The 21,196-nt window shown below is 69.2% G+C and carries 14 protein-coding genes and 1 tRNA gene; 6 read left to right on the forward strand and 9 right to left on the reverse strand.

Annotated features, from left to right (window positions below):
* From ettA to ACWGI6_RS16305, 5 genes are all read right to left on the reverse strand, one after another.
* Nucleotides 1-1,665 (reverse strand): energy-dependent translational throttle protein EttA, encoded by a 1,665-nt coding sequence (gene ettA, locus ACWGI6_RS16285; RefSeq protein WP_453268115.1) that lies wholly within the window; start codon nucleotides 1,663-1,665, stop codon nucleotides 1-3.
* A 460-nt stretch (nucleotides 1,666-2,125) separates the two neighbouring features.
* The gene (locus ACWGI6_RS16290) at nucleotides 2,126-3,523 is read right to left on the reverse strand and encodes an LAETG motif-containing sortase-dependent surface protein (protein ID WP_453268116.1); all 1,398 of its coding nucleotides are present in this window, start codon (nucleotides 3,521-3,523) and stop codon (nucleotides 2,126-2,128) included.
* A gap of 225 nt (nucleotides 3,524-3,748) precedes the next feature.
* A complete protein-coding gene (locus ACWGI6_RS16295) occupies nucleotides 3,749-4,495 on the reverse strand; it encodes a single-stranded DNA-binding protein (RefSeq protein ID WP_453268182.1) in 747 nt (248 codons plus the stop codon).
* Nucleotides 4,496-4,677: 182 nt separating this feature from the next.
* Complete coding sequence (locus ACWGI6_RS16300; RefSeq protein ID WP_453268117.1) at nucleotides 4,678-7,023, reverse strand: YfjP family GTPase; 2,346 nt, start codon at nucleotides 7,021-7,023, stop codon at nucleotides 4,678-4,680.
* 200 nt (nucleotides 7,024-7,223) lie between these two features.
* Nucleotides 7,224-9,254: an ATP-binding protein gene (locus ACWGI6_RS16305; RefSeq protein ID WP_453268118.1), complete on the reverse strand. Its 2,031-nt coding sequence runs from the start codon at nucleotides 9,252-9,254 to the stop codon at nucleotides 7,224-7,226.
* Between the two features lie 302 nt (nucleotides 9,255-9,556).
* Here ACWGI6_RS16305 and ACWGI6_RS16310 point away from each other — a divergent pair.
* A tRNA-Arg gene (locus ACWGI6_RS16310) sits at nucleotides 9,557-9,629 on the forward strand.
* Nucleotides 9,630-10,492: 863 nt separating this feature from the next.
* A complete protein-coding gene (locus ACWGI6_RS16315) occupies nucleotides 10,493-10,852 on the forward strand; it encodes a hypothetical protein (protein ID WP_453268119.1) in 360 nt (119 codons plus the stop codon).
* Nucleotides 10,853-10,886: 34 nt separating this feature from the next.
* Here the strand turns inward: ACWGI6_RS16315 and ACWGI6_RS16320 are convergent, their stop codons facing one another.
* Nucleotides 10,887-11,114 (reverse strand): transposase, encoded by a 228-nt coding sequence (locus tag ACWGI6_RS16320; RefSeq protein WP_453268120.1) that lies wholly within the window; start codon nucleotides 11,112-11,114, stop codon nucleotides 10,887-10,889.
* Between the two features lie 331 nt (nucleotides 11,115-11,445).
* On the opposite strand from ACWGI6_RS16320, the gene ACWGI6_RS16325 reads away from it, so the two are divergent.
* The 3 genes from ACWGI6_RS16325 to ACWGI6_RS16335 are packed head-to-tail and all read left to right on the forward strand — an operon-like array spanning nucleotide 11,446 to nucleotide 13,927.
* Nucleotides 11,446-11,748 carry a hypothetical protein gene (locus tag ACWGI6_RS16325; protein ID WP_453268121.1) on the forward strand — a complete coding sequence of 101 codons (303 nt, stop codon included), beginning with the start codon at nucleotides 11,446-11,448 and terminating at the stop codon, nucleotides 11,746-11,748.
* Nucleotides 11,745-12,443 carry a hypothetical protein gene (locus ACWGI6_RS16330; RefSeq protein ID WP_453268122.1) on the forward strand — a complete coding sequence of 233 codons (699 nt, stop codon included), beginning with the start codon at nucleotides 11,745-11,747 and terminating at the stop codon, nucleotides 12,441-12,443. The genes ACWGI6_RS16325 and ACWGI6_RS16330 overlap by 4 nt, the downstream gene beginning before the upstream one ends.
* Nucleotides 12,443-13,927, forward strand: coding sequence for a putative T7SS-secreted protein (locus ACWGI6_RS16335; protein WP_453268123.1), 1,485 nt, complete (start codon nucleotides 12,443-12,445; stop codon nucleotides 13,925-13,927). The genes ACWGI6_RS16330 and ACWGI6_RS16335 overlap by 1 nt, the downstream gene beginning before the upstream one ends.
* Here ACWGI6_RS16335 and ACWGI6_RS16340 read toward each other — a convergent pair.
* From ACWGI6_RS16340 to ACWGI6_RS16350, 3 genes are all read right to left on the reverse strand, one after another.
* On the reverse strand, nucleotides 13,920-14,414 hold the full coding sequence (locus tag ACWGI6_RS16340; RefSeq protein ID WP_453268124.1) for a hypothetical protein: 495 nt from the start codon (nucleotides 14,412-14,414) through the stop codon (nucleotides 13,920-13,922). The genes ACWGI6_RS16335 and ACWGI6_RS16340 overlap by 8 nt on opposite strands.
* On the reverse strand, nucleotides 14,414-15,118 hold the full coding sequence (locus tag ACWGI6_RS16345; protein ID WP_453268125.1) for a hypothetical protein: 705 nt from the start codon (nucleotides 15,116-15,118) through the stop codon (nucleotides 14,414-14,416). The genes ACWGI6_RS16340 and ACWGI6_RS16345 overlap by 1 nt, the downstream gene beginning before the upstream one ends.
* 608 nt (nucleotides 15,119-15,726) lie before the next feature.
* The gene (locus ACWGI6_RS16350; RefSeq protein ID WP_366420837.1) at nucleotides 15,727-16,014 is read right to left on the reverse strand and encodes a WXG100 family type VII secretion target; all 288 of its coding nucleotides are present in this window, start codon (nucleotides 16,012-16,014) and stop codon (nucleotides 15,727-15,729) included.
* A 255-nt stretch (nucleotides 16,015-16,269) separates the two neighbouring features.
* Here ACWGI6_RS16350 and ACWGI6_RS16355 point away from each other — a divergent pair, with 255 nt between their 5' ends.
* Nucleotides 16,270-20,976: an FtsK/SpoIIIE domain-containing protein gene (locus tag ACWGI6_RS16355; RefSeq protein WP_453268126.1), complete on the forward strand. Its 4,707-nt coding sequence runs from the start codon at nucleotides 16,270-16,272 to the stop codon at nucleotides 20,974-20,976.
* Nucleotides 20,977-21,196: the final 220 nt, after the last annotated feature.

The following is a 21,196-nucleotide window of genomic DNA, read 5'->3' on the forward strand; positions in this document are numbered from 1 at the left end:
TCAGCCCCGGGTGAGCTTCTTGTACGTGGCGCGGTGCGGGCGGGCCGCATCCGCACCGAGGCGCTCGACCTTGTTCTTCTCGTACGACTCGAAGTTGCCCTCGAACCAGAACCACCTGGACTCGCCCTCGTACGCCAGGATGTGCGTGGCGACGCGGTCGAGGAACCAGCGGTCGTGGGAGACGACCACGGCGCAGCCCGGGAACTCCAGGAGCGCGTTCTCCAGCGAGGACAGGGTCTCCACGTCGAGGTCGTTGGTCGGCTCGTCGAGGAGCAGCAGGTTGCCGCCCTGCTTGAGGGTGAGCGCCAGGTTGAGGCGGTTGCGCTCACCGCCGGAGAGCACACCGGCCGGCTTCTGCTGGTCCGGGCCCTTGAAGCCGAAGGCGCTCACGTAGGCGCGCGAGGGCATCTCGACCTGGCCGACGTTGATGTAGTCCAGCTCGTCGGAGACCACGGCCCACAGGGTCTTCTTGGGGTCGATGTTCTCGCGGCTCTGGTCGACGTAGGAGATCTTGACGGTCTCGCCGACCTTGATGTCGCCGGAGTCGGGGGTCTCCAGACCCTGGAGCATCTTGAACAGCGTGGTCTTGCCGGCGCCGTTCGGGCCGATGATGCCGACGATGCCGTTACGCGGCAGCGTGAAGCTCAGGTTCTCGATCAGGACCTTCTCGCCGAAGGCCTTGTTGAGCTTGTCGACCTCGACGACGACACTGCCCAGGCGCGGGCCCGGCGGGATCTGGATCTCCTCGAAGTCCAGCTTCCGCATCTTGTCGGCCTCGGCGGCCATTTCCTCGTAACGGGCAAGGCGCGACTTGGACTTGGCCTGCCGCCCCTTGGCGTTGGAGCGGACCCACTCCAGTTCTTCCTTCAGACGCTTGGCACGCTTGGCGTCCTTCTGGCCCTCGACCTTGAGACGGGTCTGCTTGGTCTCCAGGTACTTGGAGTAGTTGCCCTCGTAGCCGTGCAGGCGGCCGCGGTCGACCTCGCAGATCCACTGGGCGACGTGGTCGAGGAAGTACCGGTCGTGGGTGACGGCGACGACGGTGCCGGGGTACTTGGCGAGGTGCTGCTCCAGCCACTGCACGGACTCGGCGTCCAGGTGGTTGGTGGGCTCGTCGAGCAGCAGCAGGTCGGGGGCCTCCAGCAGCAGCTTGCACAGCGCGACGCGGCGGCGCTCACCACCGGAGAGGGTGGTGACCGGCCAGTCGCCGGGCGGGCAGCCGAGCGCGTCCATGGCCTGCTCGAGCTGGGTGTCCAGGTCCCACGCGTTGGCGTGGTCGAGGTCCTCCTGGAGCTTGCCCATCTCCTCCATCAGCGCGTCGGAGTAGTCGGTCGCCATGAGCTCGGCGACCTCGTTGAAGCGGTGCAGCTTGCCCATGATCTCGGCGGCGCCGTCCTGCACGTTCTGCAGCACCGTCTTGGACTCGTCCAGCGGCGGCTCCTGCAGGAGCATGCCGACGGTGTAGCCCGGGGAGATGAACGCGTCACCGTTCGACGGCTGCTCAAGACCGGCCATGATCTTCAGCACCGTGGACTTACCGGCGCCGTTGGGACCCACGACACCGATCTTTGCGCCCGGCAGGAAGCTCAGCGTCACGTCATCGAGGATGACCTTGTCGCCGTGCGCCTTGCGCGCCTTGCGCATCGTGTAGATGTACTCAGCCAAGAGAAACCGTCCGGCAGATTGGATCGATCAGGGTCTGTGCGGCACCGCCCCCGGGCCATCGTGCGCCGTGACCGAGGGAGGGCAGATACACCCCATCTTGCCGTACGGCTGCGCTCTGGCGGAAACGAGTAGGTCAGAGCGCCCCTGCTCAGCGTTGACCTGCTACGACACGGTGTCCGCTCGGTCGCCCTCCGTCAGCGTCGGTCGCCGGCGGGCGGGCCTTTGCTCTTTGTCCGCCGTCCGCCCCCGGGCCGCGCCTTCCCGGGGGGAGGAGCGGCGCCGAGGCGGCGGACGCCAGCGGCCCCGGAGCGTCGCTGCGCTCCGGGGCCTTGGGTTACTCGATCGACTGCCGCCCGCTCACCGTGAGGTCACCGAGCGGCCGCCGATATTCACTGTGCGCCGGGTTTCACCGGCTCCGGCCAGGTATCACCGGACGCCGGGTTCCGCCGGGTGCCCGGTGTCACTGGGCGGGGGTGCCGGCCTTCTTCTTGCGGAGGAAGAACACCGCGCCGCCGCCGACCACGACGAGGACGACCGCGACGCCCGCGATCATCGGGGTGGCGTTGCTGGAACCGGTCTCGGCGAGGTCGCCGCCCTTGTCGCCGCCCGTGCTGCCGCCGACCGAGGCCGGGCTGGGCTGGGTGGAGGGCTTGCCGCCGCCGCTGCCGGCGGTCTTGCAGTCCAGGACCCCGGAGAAGGACTTCTTGAAGCCGCCCTCACCCTTGATCGTGATGTTGTACGGCTGGTCCTCGGCCACCGGGACGGTCACGGTCTGCGACTTGCCCGGGGCGATCTCGTAGTCCTTGCCGGAGAGCTGGAAGCGGAAGGCCTCATCGCCCTTGTTGGCCGCCGTGACATCCACGCCGCCCTTGGCGCAGTTCTTCTCGGCGGTGATCGCCGGGATGGCGCCCTGCTTCTTCCAGGAGACCGTGGCGGCCGCGGAGACCGTGGACTCGCTGGAGCCGGCCAGGATCTGGGTCTGGCTCTTGGCGTGCTCACCGATGCCGGTGAAGGCGCGGCCGACCGGGACCTTGGTGGCGGCCTGCGCGGTCAGCGAGGTGCTGCCGTCGGCGGCGCCCTTGGGCACGTCGAAGAACAGCTGGGTGCCGTCGGCGGCGCTGGTGACCGGCTTGCCGTCCTTGCCGACGACCTTCACACCGGCCGGCACACCGGCGGCCGGGGAGACCGTGACGCTGTCGGCGTTGGTGTGCACGGTGACCGGGCCGAGCTTGCTGCCGGACTTGCCGGAGACAGCCGGCGGGTCCAGCGTCAGCGACGCCTTGGGCTCGCCGACGTTCTGCGCGTTCTTCTCCAGGTACGCGGCGAGCTTCTCGGCCGCCGGGTCGACCGCGTCCACCTTGGCGTGGTCGGAGAAGCGCCAGATCGCGACCTGGGTACCGGCCGCGGCGGTCTTCTCGGTGAGGTTACCGGCGCCGGACTTGGAGGCGAGCGCGGCCAGGTCGTTCACCTGCGGGTACGAGTTCTGCAGAATCCAACGGATCTTGCCCGCGTCCCCGTTGTTGTGCAGCGACGAGGCGCTCCAGGGCACTTCCTGGTACTTCGCCTGCTGCTGCGTCGGGTTGTGGATGTCGATGCAGTACGTCTGGAGCGTGCCGCCGTTGTCGACCGCCATCTCGAAGAGGCCGGCGCCTACGCGCTGGTCCCCTCCGTCGTTGTGCACGACCGCCTGGTCGAAGGTCTTCAGACCGCCCAGCGTGGCGGTGGCACCCCCATGCGTGGGGGTGGTCTCGTCCGCCGCGGCAGTTCCCGCGGTGGCTATCGCACCCGCCGCGACCAGGCCCGAGGCCAAGACCGCGGCGGCAAGGCGAGCTGCGCCCCGCCTCTTCATCGAAAGCATGAAATTCCCCTCTGGGCGAGGCGGGAGAGTGGGAGAGGATGCCTCGCCGGAAAGATCCCAAGAACTCAACAGCCGAACAGGTCAGCCCCCGTGAGTACTTGTCGGATCTTATGGAGCAGGTGCATCAGGGTCCCCAGTAATGGCATCCCATAAGCGATCCGAATCGCAATCGTTACCGGCAGCGGGCACCCTGAACTGGCATTATCGACAAATCCCCGGGACGTTTCAGGACACAGCGGCCTTCCGGGGCGAATGGGTTGCCCGTGAGGTCGGCGGAATGGCGGCGTCCAGGGGCTCGGCCGGTGGCGAAATCGCGGCGGTCGCCGTTCTCTTGGCGCCTGCCGACCTCTTGGCAGGGGTCCGCAGCCCGGCCTGTGCCGCCGTCTCCGCGGGCGGCCGCACCCGGGCTTGTGTGGGTACTTCCGCAGGTGTGGGTGGCGCCCCGGCCGGCGGCGCTTCCCCGGTTGTCTGCGACCCGACGGCGCTCGGCGGTGTCCGGTCGGCGGGCAACATCCCCTCCCCGGTCTCTTGTTGTTCCGGTCCCCCTTGTCGCGACGGTGGTGAGGGGTGCGGTGACGGGGACGGTCCGTGGTCCGCTTCCGTACGCGCCGGCCGGGCGGCTCTCCGGAACGCGGCGGTGCCGCGCGCGAGATCGTGGCCGATCGCGACGGCGTCGACCTCCGCCGAGAACCAGCGCTGCCCGCCCCGTTCAGGAGACTGTTCCCCTTCCCGCAGCCGCAAGCGCCCCTGGACGACGAGCGGTTCCCCCACCGCCACCGAGGCCGCGACATTGTCGGCGAGCGCGCGCCACGACCGGACCGTATAGAAACTCGTCCCCCCGTCGGTCCACCGCTCCTGCGCCCTGTCCCACCGACGGGACGTCGCGGCCAGCCGGAACCTCGCCACCGTCACCCCCGCCGTCGTCTGCCGGTGCTCCACCGCTGTCGCGGCATTCCCCACCAGCGTCACCATCGTGTCGTGCACGGAACATGCCTCCCCCGCGTCATGCGCTCGCTCCCGTCCTGTGCCGCTCGCGCTGCGTTGACCTCATGCTGCACGGATGCGGCGGGCGCCGCGGCGGCATGTGGACGGGTGGCCGGCTGTGGACAACCCGGCCACCCGGGAGAGGGAATCCGCCGCCACGAGCCCGCCCGTCAGGAGCCCGACGCCACCGCGTACTGCTCCCGTACCTCGCGATAGCGCAACAGCTCGGCGGCGACCGGTTCCAGGACGCGCGCCCGTCCGCACCCGGCCGCCGCACTCCGCAGCCGCCGCTCGGCGTCCTGCCCGTAGCGCCTGGCCGGGCCGCGTGCCACCACCCGGCACAGCCACGCCAGCGCCGGCCCGCCCACCGAACCGAGAAGGGCGGGCAGCAGCCCGGAGACCCAACCCGCCGCGTCGCCCGCGCCCGTGACCGCCGCCAGCAACCAGAGCACACCGACGACTTGGAGTACGGACAGCAGCCCCTGCAGCGAGGCGGCAACCGTCCACCACCGCGGTTTCACGGCCGGCCCCCCCCGCAGCGACTCCTCGGCATCCGCGGCCACCTTGTCCAACGCCTCCGGCAGCCCGTAGGCGCCCCGGTCCGCCGCCTCCCGCACCGCCTGGGCCCAGGGCGCCGGCAAGCCGTGCGCCGCCTCACCGGCCACGGTGCGTACGGCCTGCTCCACCACGGGCCGCGCCGCCGCCCGTCCGTCGACCGCCGGCCCACCTCCCTCACCGGCCCCGAGACCGGCCGGCGGCAGATGCCCGGACACCCCCTGCCGCCCGGCAGAACCCCGCCGCATGCCGCCGCGCCACGGAGCGGCCCGACCGGCACCCAACTGACCGGCACCTGACTGACCAGTACCGGCCCTTGCCATATCGGTCCCGCCGGTACCGATGGTCCTGCCGGTACCAGTGGTCCGCCCCGTACCAGTGGTCCGCCCCGTACCGGTGGTCCGCCCCTCCTCGCCGCGTCCCGCGCAGAACTGTCCCGTGGCGGCCCGTCCGCCGTCGCCCCGTCCCGCTCCCGTCCGCCCCGTACGGGCCCGGCGCGCACCGGCCCGTCCACCATCCGTCCTCCCGGCGCCCGTCGGCTCTCCCCCGAACGCCCCGGTGCCCGTCGTCTCCACCGCGGAGCCGCGGGTCCTCCACCGGCTCCCCCGCCACCCCCGCATCCGCGCCCACGGTGACCCGCACGCGCGCTCCGCAGACCGCAGCCAATCGCGCTCCGCCGTACGCCCGGTGGCCACCGCCCCGACCGCCTCCGCCAGCCGGTCGTCGAACTCCGCCCGGGCCCCTTCGGTCAGCCCGACCGGGCTCTGAGCCACATAGACCGACCGCAACCGCTCGGCCGCCGCATCCACATCCGCCGCCAGCCGCCGGTCCGCCGCACCCCGCTCCACGACGAACTGGCCGAGCGCCTCCCGCAGTTCGCCCACGCCCCTGCCCGTCGCGGCGGACAGCGCGAGCACCGCCGCCCCGGGCTCCCCGTGCTCGCCGAGCGCCAGCCCGTCCTCGTCCAGCAGCCGGCGCAGATCGTCCACCACCTGGTCGGCGGCGTCCCCGGGTAGCCGGTCCACCTGGTTGAGGACGACGAACATGACCTCGGCGTAGCCCGCCAACGGCCGCAGATACCGCTCGTGCAGCACCGCATCCGCGTACTTCTCCGGATCCACCACCCAGATCACCGCGTCCACCAGCTCCAGCATCCGGTCCACCTGAGCGCGGTGCTCGGTGGCCGAGGAGTCGTGGTCGGGCAGGTCGATCAGGATGAGTCCGTGCAGCTCGGAGTTGCCGTCCGCCGGGGCGTGCCGCCGGTGCGCGGGCACGCCCAGCCGGTGCAGCAGCCCCTCAGCGCCCGCCCGGCTGCCCGGCCAGACACAGGCCACCGGCTCCGCGGTCGTCGGCCGCCGCGGCCCGACCTGTGAACGGTTCGCCCCGGCCAGCGCGTTGAACAGCGACGACTTACCGCTGCCGGTCGCCCCCGCGATGGCGACGACGGTGTGCTCACCGGACAGCCGGTAGCGCTCGTCGGCCGTCTCCAGCACCCGCCCGGCCCCCTCCAGCGCCCGCCCGTCCAGCCGGGTCCGGGACAGCGCGATCAACTCCCGCAAGGCATCCAGCCGTCCGCGCAGCCCGCCTCCCGCGCCCCGGCGCCCGCCGTCCGCGACCCACCGGTACGCGCCCCCGCTCCCGCCCGCACCCGCCGGCGAACGCGGCGGAATCATCGCCTCACCACGGGAGTCGGCACGTGCCGCGCCGTACGCCCGCGCGCCTGACCCGACGTGGGCCCCGCCCGACGCCACACCCGCCAGACCCGCCAGACCCGCCACACCCGTCACCACAGGCGTCGCCGCCCGCTCCTCGCCCACTGCCTGCCGCACCACCGACCGCGGCACACCCCCGCCCCGCGCCCGCCGCGCAATCAACCCGTCATCCCACGACCCAGCCGCCACCGCCGCCCGTACGACCGACTCCGCCCCCACGTCCGTCTCCCGCTCCCCCACGGACTCCACGAGCTCCCCGGCCCCTCCGTCCCCCGCAAGCCCTACGGACCCCACCGGCACCTCACACACCGCCGACGTCACGCCTTCCGCCGACATCACGCCCTCCGCCGACGTCACACACACCACCGGCCTCTCACCGACCTCCCCACCCCCCGCTTCACGCCCCTTCCCCACACTCTCCCCGGAACCAGCCGCCGCCTCGGAAACGCTCACCCCGACACCTCCTCCTTCTCCATCGCTCGCTGCCGCTCGTCCTCGTTCCGCTTCCGCTTCCGCTTCGCCGGCTCCTCCTGCTTCTCCCGCTGCAATACGGACAGCGCGGCGATCAGCTCCGCCTGTTGGTCCAGTGGCACGGTGAGCTGGTCCAGCGGTGCCAGCCGTCGCTCGCGCTCACCGTCCAGGGCGCGCTCCACGTACGTGGCCAGCAGCCGGGCACCCCGCTCACAAAGCCGCAGGGCGGTCTGGGCCCCCAAGAGATCGGCGAGGTTCTCGCCCGCCGTACGGGCCCGGCGACCGCCGAGCAGGGCGGTGGCCAACAGCGCCGCCGACTCCTCCGGCTCCACCGACCCCGCCCGTTCACCGGCCTGCCCGGCTCGCGCCTCACGGGTCTCCTCCTCGGCCAGCTCCTCCAGACAGCGCCGCCAGCGCCGGACGATCACGCCGAGCCGTCCGCCCGCGCCCGCGGCGGACGACAGCGAGACCTCGGCCGCCGCGGGATCGCGCCGCCAGGCTTCCGCGGCCCGCTCGTCGGCCTCCTCCACGGCGCAGGTCAGCAGCGAGGTGAGCCCATGGGTCAGCGCGTCGAGCAGCTCGTCCGAGTGGCCGTCGAGCCCATGGTCACGCCAGTGGGCCCGCGCGTCCCCGGACAGCACCTCACCCGTCGCGACCTCCTGCCGTACCCGCTCAGCGGCCCGCTCGTACGCCTCCTCGACCCGGCCGGCCAGCCGCAGCGCCGCGGCGTGCTGAGCGGCGGCGGCCCCGGCCAGTGCGGGCAGCCGGCTGCGCAGCGACGCGATCACCCCGGCGGCCGTTCGGTCCGCGGCGGCGGCGCGGGCGACGGGGTCCTGGGCATGCCGCTCCAGCCAGTCCCGCAGCGCCGCCACGGCCGTGGCGGGCAGCAGCCCGCTCCCGCCGCCGGCCGACTCGGGCAGCTCGGGAATGGTGAACCGCGGGACGTGGCCGAGACCGGCCCGCTGGAGAAGTTCCGCGTACCGCCCGGAAATGTCCGTGGCGATCTGATGCGGCACCCGGTCCAGCACGGTCACCAGCGTGACGTCGTACTCCTTGGCCGTACGCAGCAGATGCCAGGGCACCGCATCCGCGTACCGGGCAGCCGTGGTGACCAGCACCCATACATCCGCCGCACAGATCAGCTCCGCGGCCAGCTCCCGGTTCCGCGCGACCAGCGAATCGATGTCCGGGGCATCGAGCAACGCCAGCCCACTGGGCAGCGCCCGATCCGTCTCGATCCGCACCGTGAGCAACCCCGGCTCGCCGCCGCTCCCCGCCGCGCCCGCACCCGGGCCGCCGCCCAGGCCTACGCCGCCGCCACCCACCACACCGTCGTACGCCGCACCGTCTTCGGTCCCGTAGCCATCACCGCCCGCACCGACACCGGCCGCCCGCCCCCCGACCGCATAGCCATAGCCATACGCCACGCCCTGCTCACCACGCCCCCGCTCCTCCCGCCGCGGCTCCGGGCCATGCGCCGTACGGGACCCATGGGCCACCCGCACTCCCTGCCCGCCGGCCGCCCCGCGCGCACCGCCGGGCGCCACCCCGCCCACGCCGTGCACCCCGTAGTCACCCCGGCCGAGGCCGTCACCCGCCGCGTACTCGCTCTCACCGCCGTCGTCCTGCTCAGGGACCCACACCCGGGCGAGCTGCGGCAGGACACGTGGTCCGGCGAACCAGTGGAGATCATCGGGATGACAGACCAGCACCGGTGTACGCGTCGTCGGACGCAACACCCCCGCCGCCGAGATCCGCCGCCCCACCAGCGAATTCACCAGCGTGGACTTGCCCGCCCCGGTCGATCCGCCGATCACTGCGAGCAGCGGGGCCTGAGGAGAGCGCAGGCGGGGAATCACATAGTCGTCGAGTTGGGCGAGGAGCTCGGCCCGGTTGCGCCGGGCCCGGGCAGCGCCCCGAAGTGGCAGTGGAAAGCGTGCGGCGTCGACGCGGTCGCGCAGAACGGACAGTGCGTCGATCAGCCGGGGTCGTACGTCCAAGGTCGCCACATGTGCAGAATGCCCAATTTCGTTGGGTTTTTGAAGCGTATAACCCCTTGTGCGCGCCGCGAGAACCCCCACAGAACGGGATGAGTGATGCATGGGACGTTCGCGACAAGTGAGGTACAGGCATAACGAGTACACAACACCCGCCGCACGAGACGCCAAAAGCGGTGCAGGATTCGTACCTGCCTGCGATTATCGGGACCGCTTCACCGAACCTCCACAACGTGCCACGGAGGTGAAGCAACCGGGACGAGGCACCCGGACCTCTATCCTTGTCCGCGGTCCGTGATCCACGTCCACACCCGGCCCCCGTAGCTCAGTGGATAGAGCAGGTGCCTTCTAAGCACTTGGCCGCAGGTTCGAGTCCTGCCGGGGGCGCTTCGGTCACCGACCGCGTTTTCGCAGGTCAGGGTAGCCATCCGCGCTACCAACAGCCCTTCCGACGGGTGCAGTGATCCGCCGGTGTGATTTGAAGATCAATGCGTGCCGACGCTAATCACCGCAGGTGAGAGGCCATCAACAGGCCCAACCCGCCCTTTTTGGCCGCCGCAGGTTCGAGTCATAGGGGGTAAGCTGCGGGTCGGACGCGCGCACGCAGGCAAGTACGTCACTGTCTTCATCGAGGACGCCGTCTTCCGCATGCTCGACGGCGACGTCGAACTCTCCCACACATCGCAGGACCAGTGACAAACCGGTGACCCGCTTCAAAGCTGTCGTCCGCACCAGGAAGTAGCCGGGGGCTGTCCAGCATCTACCGGTGACGCCCAGCGTCTCCTGGAGCCCATCTGTCCAAGATCTCGCGGGACCTCACACCGTCACTACTCACTGCGGTTCGGAACATCTCCGCGTACGCGGAGCAGACCTTTGCGACCTGCATTGATCGGTGCGCCTTGCCAGTTCTTTACTTCTTGGGAAGTCGGGCGAGGGCTAGGAGTCCGCAGCCGTAGGCGCGTCCTTGCCCGATGCCGGTGGAGAGGAGAGCGCCCACCAGCAGGTGATGCCACAGCCGTCCCCCCGTCGCTGCGTGAACTCGCCGAGCGGGTCGGCCTGTCGACCATTTGCCTCTACCGCTGACGAGATCGTCTGGTCCGGGCAGGAACCCATCTCCACATACGCGATGCGCAACCGCCTGCCCCTGACACGCCATTGGCTGCTCTTCGCCGCTCTCACGTTGCCGTGTCTCATTCCGGTCACGGGTGTGTTCATTGCCGGAGGCAGCCCCGCTGCCCCCCTCTTGGCTCATGCTGGCCTGGTCGTCCTTGCTCTGCATCGCCTACGGACGGAAGGTCGTCGCCGCCAGCCTGAACTGGAGGCGACACCAGCGCGCGCTCCAGGACCGGCGTCCTTGGTCGCTCCGCGTAGACGCCACCGGGATCACCACCAAGGACCCGCGCCACGTCACGCACGGCTGGAACCTCGCAACGGCCGTCACGCTGGAGCAGGCAGCGGTATTCCGGTGGGGGCCCAGCTACGCCGCGCTGCACATCCAGCCCGAAGGAAAGTGGGAGCGCATCGACTCCATTAAGCCCGCCGGTATGGTCCACCCGCACTCCCCCAAGGCGGGAAAGGGTCCTGGCCGCTCTGCGTCCTCGGTCCCATGACGGCCGCCGCGTGAGCGGCCGAGCCGGGCCGCCCTCAAGCGGACACGGCTTCGCAGTCGGCGGCGTCGCGCCACTGGACGAACCGGTTGTACACGGTCTGCCAGGCCCCAAACTCGCCAGAGACATCCCGCCACTGGGCTCCGGTACGGAGCCGCCAGAGCAGCCTTCGAACTGCCTGCCGCAGCCGCTCAGCGTACGGGCCGCTCCTGCCTATCGGCAGGAGCGGCCCAATCAACTCCCACTCGTCATCGGCGAGGCCCAAACTATGCGCTCACCGCATCAACGAAGCACACCCTGAACAACCTGGACAACCCCCACCTCCAGGGCCATTCACGCAGGTCACGGCATAGCAACTACTCCGATACCTCGATATCGTCTACGCCCCGACCTCCGCCTACGATGGTGCAGTTGGCGCAGCCATCTGGCGCGAAAGCGCCCACACGCTGAGGGTTGGCGACGGCCTGGGTATGACCGAAGTTCGGCGCGGATTTGGGTCGGTGACTCGGAAGAGGCGCGGGGGCTCAACCTCCCGCGGTTTCCTCGTCGCTGAGGGGACCTCAGCAGCCACTTCTTGATCTACGGGGGTACCACACATGGCAAAAGGCGATCTCGTCCTCAGCCTCACCGGGCTCGCTGACCTAGCAGGCGAACTCCGATCGATCAAGAAGCGGATGGACGACACAGGCCGCTTCGAGCATGAACTCGGGCAAGGCGAGATAGGGAGCAGCAGGGCATTCGACGCCCTGCAGAACTTCGTGGACGGCTGGAAAGACGGCCGCAAGGAGATCAACGCCGGTCTCGAGGGCGTGTCCAAGCAAGCGCAGGAAATCGTGGACAAGTTCACCGAACAAGACGTGAAGCTCAAGAACGCCCTGAACAAGGACAAGAAGCGGTGAGCGTGTTCATCAGCGAAGGACCGACAGATACAGCACTGCCGAGCCAGCCGATCGGGGTGCATCTCCTCATACCCAAGGCGTGGCAGGAGTTTGACACGCATTCGGATACGGCCGATCAATCCATCCGCGAGATCGTGGCGGAAAAGATCAAGGCGCGCCCCGAACTTGCCGAGCACAAGGGCCCACTCAGGAAGCTGCTCCAGAACTCCGCGGGGCTGGCGAGGGAGAACAACGTCGTCTACTCGGGCGCCATGATGGAGGGCGTCGACGGCGACACCATGACCGCGAGTCTGACGGTGAGCGTCTCGCAGGCGGAGAACGAGGAGACCGGCGAGGTGGCGCAGACCGGGCTGGGTACGATCCACTCCGCGCTGAATCCCATTGCTCCGGGACGCCGACCGACCGATCCTTGGCGGAAGGTCAGCCTCGTCGAACTCGATGACGATGTGCGGGCCGTGCGCAGCGAAGGCATCGAGGAAATCGAGCTACCAGACGGCAGGGGCACCTATCGCGCGGTCCTCATGCAGACCTTCGTCCCGTATCCGGGTAACGACCCCAAGGTAGCCGTCATCGCCGCAAGCACCCCGCATCTCGCCCTGGCAGAACCGATGCTGGAGCTCTTCAAAGCCATTACCTCCACCTTCCGATTCGTGTACTCCGTGGACGAAGGCGAAAACACCGCGAGGGAGAACTGATGTCACGCCCCACGGACTGGCACAACCTCGACCTGTCCAGCGACCCGACCGCGGGTGATCCGGTCGAAATCAAGCGGCAGGGCCACCACTACAAGAACTTCGTCGCGGACGTCGAAGAAGTCCGCCGGGCCTTGAAGAACGCCTCCAATGACTCTGTCATCAAGGAGGCGGCGGGTAAGGCCATGGAGTCGTTCAAGGACAACATCGGGAAGCTGCCGGGACAGCTGGACAAGCTCCACGACTCCTACGACAGGCTTTCCCACGCGCTGCTGAAATACGCCGGCAAGGTGGATACCGCACAAGCGTCGGCGGACTCCGCTCTGTCCAAGGCCCGGGTGCTCCGTGGCGACCTCGACAAGGCGCAGGACCGGCTCAAGACCGCTTCCCAGGAAGCCGACCGGATGTCCTCGGCGAAGGACCGGGTGAAAGACCCGGCGGGCGGCGGCGACCCACCGCCGCCGGACTCGTCGAAGGTGCGGGAGGCTGTACGCAACGCCAAGTACGCCGACCAGCAACAGACCGCCGCCGAAGGCCAAGTGAGCAACCTCAAGTCTCAGTTGGCGGAGTTGAAGGCGAAGGCCGAGCGGGCCGGGGATGCCCATCGCGACGCCACCACCGAGTTCGTGCACGACATCGAAGGGGCGTCCGACGCCGGCATTCAGAACAAGGCGTGGTACGAGAAGGTCGCTGACTGGGTCGACCAGCACTGGGACACGATCATCACCGTCTGCAAGATTTTCGTGGCCATCGTCGGTGTCATTCTGCTCTTCTGCACCGCCGGTTGGCTGCTTGCCATCTTCGCCGTAGCGGCTCTCCTGGTCCTAGCCGACACCATTCGGAAATTCGCGAATGGCAAGGCGGGCTGGGGCGACTTGTTGTTTGCCGTACTGGACTGCATTCCGGTCGTGGGCAGGTTCGCCATGTTGGCCAAGGCCGGCAAGCTCCTGGGCGGAATGAGCACCGCACTGAAGGTCGCGAAGATCGAGCGGAGCATGCGCGGTGTGGCGAAGGTCTGGCGCTGGGGCGGGCATCTGAAGGGATTCCAGAAGATCGGCTTCGCATTCGCCAAGGCCGAGGGCAAGGCCACCACCAAGGACTTCCTGAACGGCGGCGGGAGCGAAGTCGCGAAGAACTCGAAGCAGAACCTCGCCGCTTCCGCAATCGGCGCATCAGCCGGCGCCGCGGTGGAAAAGGGTTTCTCGAAGGTTCCCAAGCTCCTGCACAACAGCCCCCTGACCAACTGGAGCCAGCGCGAATACGGAGGGATCTCCATGGATATGGCCGGGCGAGGCAGTCAGCAGTGGCAGTCCGCCATCGGGGCCAGCTCGGGGTTTGTCGACAGTATGGCCAAGTCGACCGTGGACCATTACGCCTTCGGAAAGGACTTCAGCGCCCAGACCGTCATCTCCGACACGCTCAGCGGAGGGGGCACGGGCGGCGTCGGTTACTCGCCCGGGCTTGGCGCGGCCCGCTCGATCAGGTGAGCCCCCTGGTGCCGGCCTCAAAGCGCGCCAGGGCGTTCTCCGTACGCGTCCGGTAATCGCGGTACTCACGGCTACCGTCATCCCGTACGTCCACGATGTCGGTGGGCTCCGTAACGCTTGCGAGATGCCTTGCTGCGAGGTCCTTGGACGCTCGCAGCAAGGCCTCAGCGACGACCCGCTGAGGCGATGCGTCAACCGTCTTGCCCCGGCGACTGATCGCCAGCGTTCCATCCCTTTTGAGCTTGAACTTGACGCTGATGTCGTAGTCGTACCGGAATGTTCCGCGCCCGCGTTCCACGAGCTTGCCCACGCCGTCCAGCAATTCGAGCACGGACAGGAACACGAACAGACCCGGACCTCCGTCAGGATGACTCCTCCACCGAGTCGTGACCTCTCCGGTGCTGCCCATGATGTCCAGATGGCCCATGAACGTCCCGTCGGTCACGTCGTCCTGGCCGGGGTTCACGGTGAAGCGAAACTCGGGCATTACCAGCCTTCCTTGCCTTCCTGACGTTCCCATTCCCGTACTTCTTCCACCTGTTCAGGCGTTCCGAGCCCGTGCCACGTCCCACTCAGTCGGGCCGCCACAGCCAGCTGCCAGGCCCGCTCACTTACCTCTTCGGGACGGTCGTCGATATTCAGGAACGGCCGCCGCGGCCGGACGAGGACCAGATCTTCAAGCCGTCCGTGCGGCGCCATCACGCCGCCGAACCGGGGATCCCCCGCGAACTGGAACCCTTCTTCCCGAGCGGCTGCCAAGGTGCGCTTCCACTTCTTCCCCATCGCGCGGGACCGTTGCGCGACGATTTCGACGCTCTTCCCGGGATTGTCGGGATCGGAGACCTTGAAATGATGGAAGCCGTACTTGATCGCGGCTTCGTGACGCTTCGACCTGTCCGCCGGGGCGACCTGCCAGGCATAGGTCTCCAGGATCCGCCGGATGCTCTTCAGCTGCTCCGAGCGAAGGGAATACACGACAACCCCGACCAGTGCGAGTGCCAGCACGACGGCCAACGGGACCGCGGACAGGCCATCAACCACCTGCTCCCATGCCGCAAGGGCCAGCAAGGGAAGCAGGACCATGCCGAACGTCCACCCGATCTGCCCCCACGTGACGCGCCTCCGCACCTTTTTCCAGGCCCGGAGTGTCTCGGGGTCTCCCAGCGCGCCCTGAGTCAATTCGTTCCGCATGTAGTTCAAAGCCCTTCTTCAGCCGTTGTGACTCTGTCAACAGGCTGTGTCGCACGGAGAAAACACTGTACGCAGGCCGCCCCGCCGAGGTCACCCTCTGGGCCGAGACAGTGCGGTTGACGCGTCCCTGAGGTGGGCATTCCGGGCATGACCGAAGGGCGTGGACGACTTCGCCGGCATTGCTCCACACAGCGACAAGTTCGCACTTCCTAATACAGAGGCGGCCGCCCGGCGTGTTTCCGCGGGTGATAGCGCTGCGGTGATTCTCCCCGGCGTACGGGCTGACTCGTCCGCCTTTCCCCCTCCGGTCGTATGCGACGTACCGCCGCGCCTCCTGTCCATGGCGCAATTCGCCATGACCGTGATCGGGTTCATGAGGGAAAGAATCACGAAATACCGGCGCCACATCGCCAGGACAAGGTCGACTGCCATCAAAAGGACAGAGCCCACCGATAGTGGGTGCCTGTGAATATTTTGTGGATACACCATGAAAGATGTAACCGGAAGTGGAGAAAATCCAGGGGGCGGTGTCGGCCAATCCGGGCCGACACCGCCCTCACCCCCCGGCGCTGTGTACGCAGGCAGGCTCAGCCGCGACAGTCGCCGACTTACTTGCCGAGCTCCTGGTCGAGGTTCTCGAAGGAGTCCGCCGCCTTCTCCAGGTACTGGGCCAGGCCGTCGAGACCCTCGTTGGTCTTCGACATGCCCTGCTTGAACTCGTCGAAGTCGTGGCCGAACTTCTTCGAGGCCGACCGGGTGACGAAGCCGTTCTCGAGCAGCCCGTCGATGTAGGACTTCAGGTCGTGAAGCTTCTCCTCGATGCGTTCCTTCTCGCGGTTCATCTTCTTCGCGGCGGCCCGCATGTCCTCATATGTGACATCAAGGTCCTTGGCCATGGCGCTCCCCTTCCCTCCGTTTGGCAACCGTGAGGTCCCCCTCCCGGCATATACGCGTGGGGCGCACCGGGTTGGGCGCACGGCGTTGGGCACCTTAGTCGCTGACCCGCACAGGTGCACATAAGTGCAGGCACGGCGTCCGTTTTAACTCTCTTAAATCGGGACGTTGTTGGGACATATCGCGGGTGCACGACCGAGTTGCCCGTGAGGATATTCTCGCTTTTCGTAGAGAGGCATTTCGAGGAGGAGCTGAGTGTGCGTTTGAAGCTGACTGTCGTCGACCCCTATACGAACGCCAGCAAAGACCTCGTCCTCGACGCCGCCCCCGAGGCCCGAATTGACGCCGTCGCCCGGGAGTTGGCAGCCAGGGTGCGGGGCGGGGTCGCGCCCGGACAGCCCGGGCCGGTGCTCCACGTCGACAACCATCAAGTGGACCCCAACCACACCGTCACCACCTCCCCGCTGCGCGACGGCGCGGTGGTAAGCCTGGACGACCCCTCCGGCACGCTGCCCGGCGAGCAGTCCGGTGTCATCGAGATCCGGGTGGCCAGCGGGCCCGACGCCGGTGCCGTGCACCGGTTCGGCATCGGCCGGTACGACATAGGCTCCGGCCAGGGCTGCCAACTGATCGTCAGTGACCCGGAGTTGCCCCAGCGCGCGCTGACGCTCTACGTGGTCGCCCCGGACGACCTCCGCCTGGCCGTGCACGCCGGCCTGCAGCCAGGTGGGCAGCCCGGCCAGCCCGGCGCGGCGCCCGAGAACAAGGGGCCCAAGTTCGAGGTGCGGGTCGACGGCAAGCCGCTCGAAGGGCAACAGCTGCGCGTCGGCTCCCAGCTCGCCATCGGCAACACCCTGCTCGACGTGGCCCATTACACGCCCCCGGACGCGGCCCTGAAGTGGTCCGACGACGGCTCCGGGCTCGACTACAACCGCCCGCCGCGGCTCCGCCCGCCGGAGCGCACCACCAAGTTCCGCCTGCCGGCGCCCCCGAAGGAGCACCAGAGCCGCCCGCTGCCCTGGCTGATGGCGCTGTCCCCGGTCGTCATGGCCGTCACCATGGCGATGGTGACGGGGCGCACGACGTACCTGGTGATGGCGGTCTTCAGCCCGCTGATCATGATCGGCAACTACTTCTGGGACAAGAAGCACGGCCGCAAGTCCCACGCCAAGCAGGTCGAGGAGTACGAGGAGCACAAGGGCAGGATCGAGCGCGACGCGCAGGAGGCGCTGGTCCTGGAGCGCGGCGACCGCAACCTCGACCACCCGGACCCCGGCACCATCTGGGCCAACGCCACCGGCCCCCGCACCCGTCTGTGGGAGCGCCGCCGCAGCGACGCCGACCACCTGCTGCTGCGGGTGGGCACCGGCCGGCTGCCCTCCGCCGTCGTCCTCGACGACCCCGAGCAGGACGACCACCGCCGCCAGGTCACCTGGGACATCGCCGACACCCCCGTAGCCCTGCACCTGGGCAAGCTCGGCGTGATCGGCTTCGCGGGTCCCGACGACACCGCGCGCAGCGTGGCGCGATGGACGGTGACGCAGGCGGCCGCCCTGCACAGCCCGCTGGACGTGCAGTTTTACGTGCTCACCGAGGCGCACGCGCAAGGCAGTTGGGACTGGGTCCGCTGGCTGCCGCACGCCCGTCCGACGGCGCAGGACGCCAACGTCCTCATCGGGAACGACGCCGAGACCGTCGGCGCCCGTATCGGTGAACTCACCCAGATCCTTGAGGCCCGGCAGAAGGCCGCCCAGGAGAACCGCGGTCAGGCGGGCTTCGCCGACCCCGACATCGTCGTCGTCTGGGACGGCTCGCGCCGACTGCGCTCGATGCCCGGCGTCGTACGGCTGCTCCAGGAAGGCCCGGCTGTATCGATGTACGCGATCTGCCTGGACGAGGAGGAGCGCTTCCTGCCGGGCGAGTGCAAGGGCATCGTGATCGCGGAGCCGCGCAATTCCCGGCACGCCAGGCACGAGAAGCAGGCCGGTGGCGGCGCGACCGACGCCATGGAGGTGCTGCGGCGGGCCGCCGAGGAGGAGCAGCGGAAGAAGGCGGCGGCCGAGAAGGGTAAGCGCGGCAAGGGGAAGCGGAGGAAGTCGGCTGCGTCCGACAATCCGGAGCTGACCAACACCGCCGCTGTGATGCTCGCTTTCAACAACCAGAGCGGCGCCCCCGCGCCCGCGACGCCGACCGCTGGGGAGCAGATCGACCCCTCCGTGCTGCGGCTGCGCGTGCAGCAGGAGGGCACGGCCAGGATCCTGGGCGTACGGCCCGACTTCGTCTCGCCGGCCTGGTGCGCCCGGGTGGCCCGGGCCCTCGCCCCGCTGCGCGACATCAGCGGCGAGGCGTCGGACAGCGCGCTGCCCGACGCCAGCCGGCTCCTTGACGTCATCGGGATGGAGCCGCCGACGGCCGGCGCGGTGGTCGGCCGCTGGCAGACCGGCGGGCAGTCCACGGTGGCGATGGTCGGCGAGTCGTACGACGGTCCCTTCGGCATCGACATCCGCAAGGACGGGCCGCACGGCCTCATCGCGGGTACGACCGGTTCCGGCAAGTCCGAGCTGCTGCAGACGATCGTCGCCGCGCTCGCGGTGGCGAACACGCCGGAGAGCATGACCTTCGTGCTCGTCGACTACAAGGGCGGCAGCGCGTTCAAGGACTGCGTCCACCTGCCGCACACCGTCGGCATGGTCACGGATCTCGACGCCCACCTCGTCGAGCGCGCCCTGGAGTCGCTCGGCGCCGAGCTGCACCGCCGTGAGCACATCCTGGCCCAGGTCGGTGCGAAGGACATCGAGGACTACCAGGACCTGGTGCGCCGTAATCCGGGTATGGCGCCGCTGCCCCGACTGCTCCTTGTCATCGATGAGTTCGCGTCCATGGTCCGCGACATGCCGGACTTCGTCACCGGCCTGGTCAACATCGCCCAGCGAGGCCGCTCCCTCGGCATCCACCTGATGCTGGCCACCCAGCGGCCGTCCGGCGTGGTCTCGCCGGAGATCCGGGCCAACACCAACCTCCGGATCGCCCTGCGGGTCACCGACGGCGGCGAGTCGACGGACGTCATCGACTCGCCCGAGGCCGGCAACATCTCCAAGAACAACCCGGGCCGCGCCTACGTGCGCACCGGCGCGGCCTCCCTGATTCCCTTCCAGTCCGGCCGCGTCGGCGGCCGCCGCCCCGGCACCGTGGACCCGATGGCCCTCGCCCCGTGGACCGGGGAGCTGGACTGGGCCGGCCTGAGCCGCCAGGCGCTGGCGAAGCCCGCGGCTGCCAAGAGCGAGGAAGAGGAGATCACCGACCTGAAGGTCCTGGTCGACGCCATCCGGGAGGCCAACGCCCACCTGCAGATCCCGCAGCAGCACAGCCCGTGGCTGCCGGCCCTCGCGGAGACCGTGCTGCCGAAGGACCTGCCGCCGGCGCAGGCTCTGGGCGCGCTGCCCCCGGCGCCGTACGGCATCGAGGACCTGCCGGCGAGCCAGTCCCGCCGCGCGGCCGCGATCGACTTCGCCACCTTCGGCCACCTGCTCGTCGCGGGTGCGCCGCGCAGCGGCCGCTCCCAGGTGCTGCGCACGATCGCGGGCTCCCTGGCCGGCACCCTCTCCTGCGCCGACGTCCACCTGTACGGCATCGACTGCGGCAACGGCGCACTGAACGCGTTGACCAAGCTGCCGCACTGCGGCGCGGTGGTGGGCCGCAACCAGAGCGAGCGGGCCATCCGCCTGGTCCGCCGCCTTTCGGCGGAGGCGAGCAGGCGGCAGGAGCTCCTCGCGCAGTACGGCTTCGCGGACATCGGCGAGCAGCGCGCCGGGGCGCCGCAGGACCAGCGGCTGCCGCACATCGTGCTGCTGCTCGACCGCTGGGAGGGCTGGGTCTCGTCCCTGGGCGAGCTGGAACACGGCGAGCTTACCGACGAGTTGCTGACCCTGATGCGCGAGGGCGCGAGCGTCGGCATCCACCTGGTGATCACGGGCGACCGGCAGCTCCTCACCGGCCGGATCTCCTCGCTGACGGAGGACAAGCTCGCCCTACGCCTTTCGGACCGTACCGACTTCTCGATGCTGGGCCTCAACAGCCGCAAGGTGCCGGAGGAGATCGCGCCGGGCCGAGCGTTCCGCAACGAGACGGGTACGGAGATCCAGTTCGCGCTGCTGAGCGAGGACGCCACCGGGCAGGGCCAGAACGCGGCGATTGCGGCCATCGGAGAGGGGGCGGCCCACCGGGACGCGGCAGTGCCGCGAGCCCTGCGGCCGTTCCGGGTGGACTCGCTGCCCAGCCGCATCACCTTGAACCAGGCGTGGCAGTACGTCGACCCGGCGGTGTCCGCCTCGCGGCTGTGGGGCCTGGTGGGCGTCGGCGGTGACGACCTGACGGCCTTCGGCCCGGACCTGGCACAGGGCTTGCCGGGCTTCGTGATCGCGGGCCCGGCGAAGTCGGGTCGCTCGACCGTGCTGATGAACCTGGCGGCCACGTTTGTGGGCCGCCGCGGCGCCCGCCTGGTCATCGCTGCCCCGCGGACCTCTCCGCTGCGCCAGCTGAAGGGCTATAAGGGTGTGTTGGAGGTCTTTACGGGCAGCGACATCGAGGAGGACGAGCTGAAGGACGCCGTGGCCACGGCGTCTCCGCAGCAACCGATCGTCATCCTCATCGACGACGGCGAGCTGCTTGAGGACTGCGACGCGGAGGACGAGTTCAAGAGGCTGATCGCGACCGGCGCCGACCGCGGCATCGGCATCGTCATCGCCGGCGACGAGGACGACGTCTGCTCGGGCTTCAGCGGCTGGCAGGTCGACCTGAAGAAGTCCAAGCGCGGCCTGCTGCTGTCCCCGCAGGACACATCGAGCGGCGAACTGATCGGCGTACGCCTGACCCGGAGCGCGGTGGGCGGCCCGGTGACCCCGGGCAAGGGCCTGCTGCACCTGGGGAGCGGAGAGGCGTTCACGGTGACGGTGCCGGTGGGGTGAGCGACGATGCGAGCGTCTTGGCCATGTAAGCGCAAATAGAGGATGCCTATGGTCGGGGACTGGCCGAGTACCTGCTGATGTGCGAGCGGGAGGACGCGGACCCGGTCACTGCGACCCGTGCACATGTCGCCACATTTGTACGGGTGTTGACCTCGCGGCCGCACCGGCGGAGTGCGAACGTGATCTCGATCGGCTCGGGGGGGCTGGCGAATGCGACGAT

Source organism: Streptomyces sp. NPDC054786 (assembly GCF_053611685.1).

Bases quoted from the DNA above. Each gene is read 5' to 3' on its own strand.
- ACWGI6_RS16295 (WP_453268182.1), bottom strand. From the start codon at position 4,495: ATGGTGACGCTGGTGGGGAATGCCGCGACAGCGGTGGAGCACCGGCAG.
- ACWGI6_RS16290 (WP_453268116.1), bottom strand. From the start codon at position 3,523: ATGCTTTCGATGAAGAGGCGGGGCGCAGCTCGCCTTGCCGCCGCGGTC.
- ACWGI6_RS16325 (WP_453268121.1), top strand. From the start codon at position 11,446: ATGGCAAAAGGCGATCTCGTCCTCAGCCTCACCGGGCTCGCTGACCTA.
- ACWGI6_RS16335 (WP_453268123.1), top strand. From the start codon at position 12,443: ATGTCACGCCCCACGGACTGGCACAACCTCGACCTGTCCAGCGACCCG.
- ACWGI6_RS16350 (WP_366420837.1), bottom strand. From the start codon at position 16,014: ATGGCCAAGGACCTTGATGTCACATATGAGGACATGCGGGCCGCCGCG.
- ACWGI6_RS16340 (WP_453268124.1), bottom strand. From the start codon at position 14,414: ATGCCCGAGTTTCGCTTCACCGTGAACCCCGGCCAGGACGACGTGACC.
- ACWGI6_RS16345 (WP_453268125.1), bottom strand. From the start codon at position 15,118: ATGCGGAACGAATTGACTCAGGGCGCGCTGGGAGACCCCGAGACACTC.
- ACWGI6_RS16315 (WP_453268119.1), top strand. From the start codon at position 10,493: ATGCTGGCCTGGTCGTCCTTGCTCTGCATCGCCTACGGACGGAAGGTC.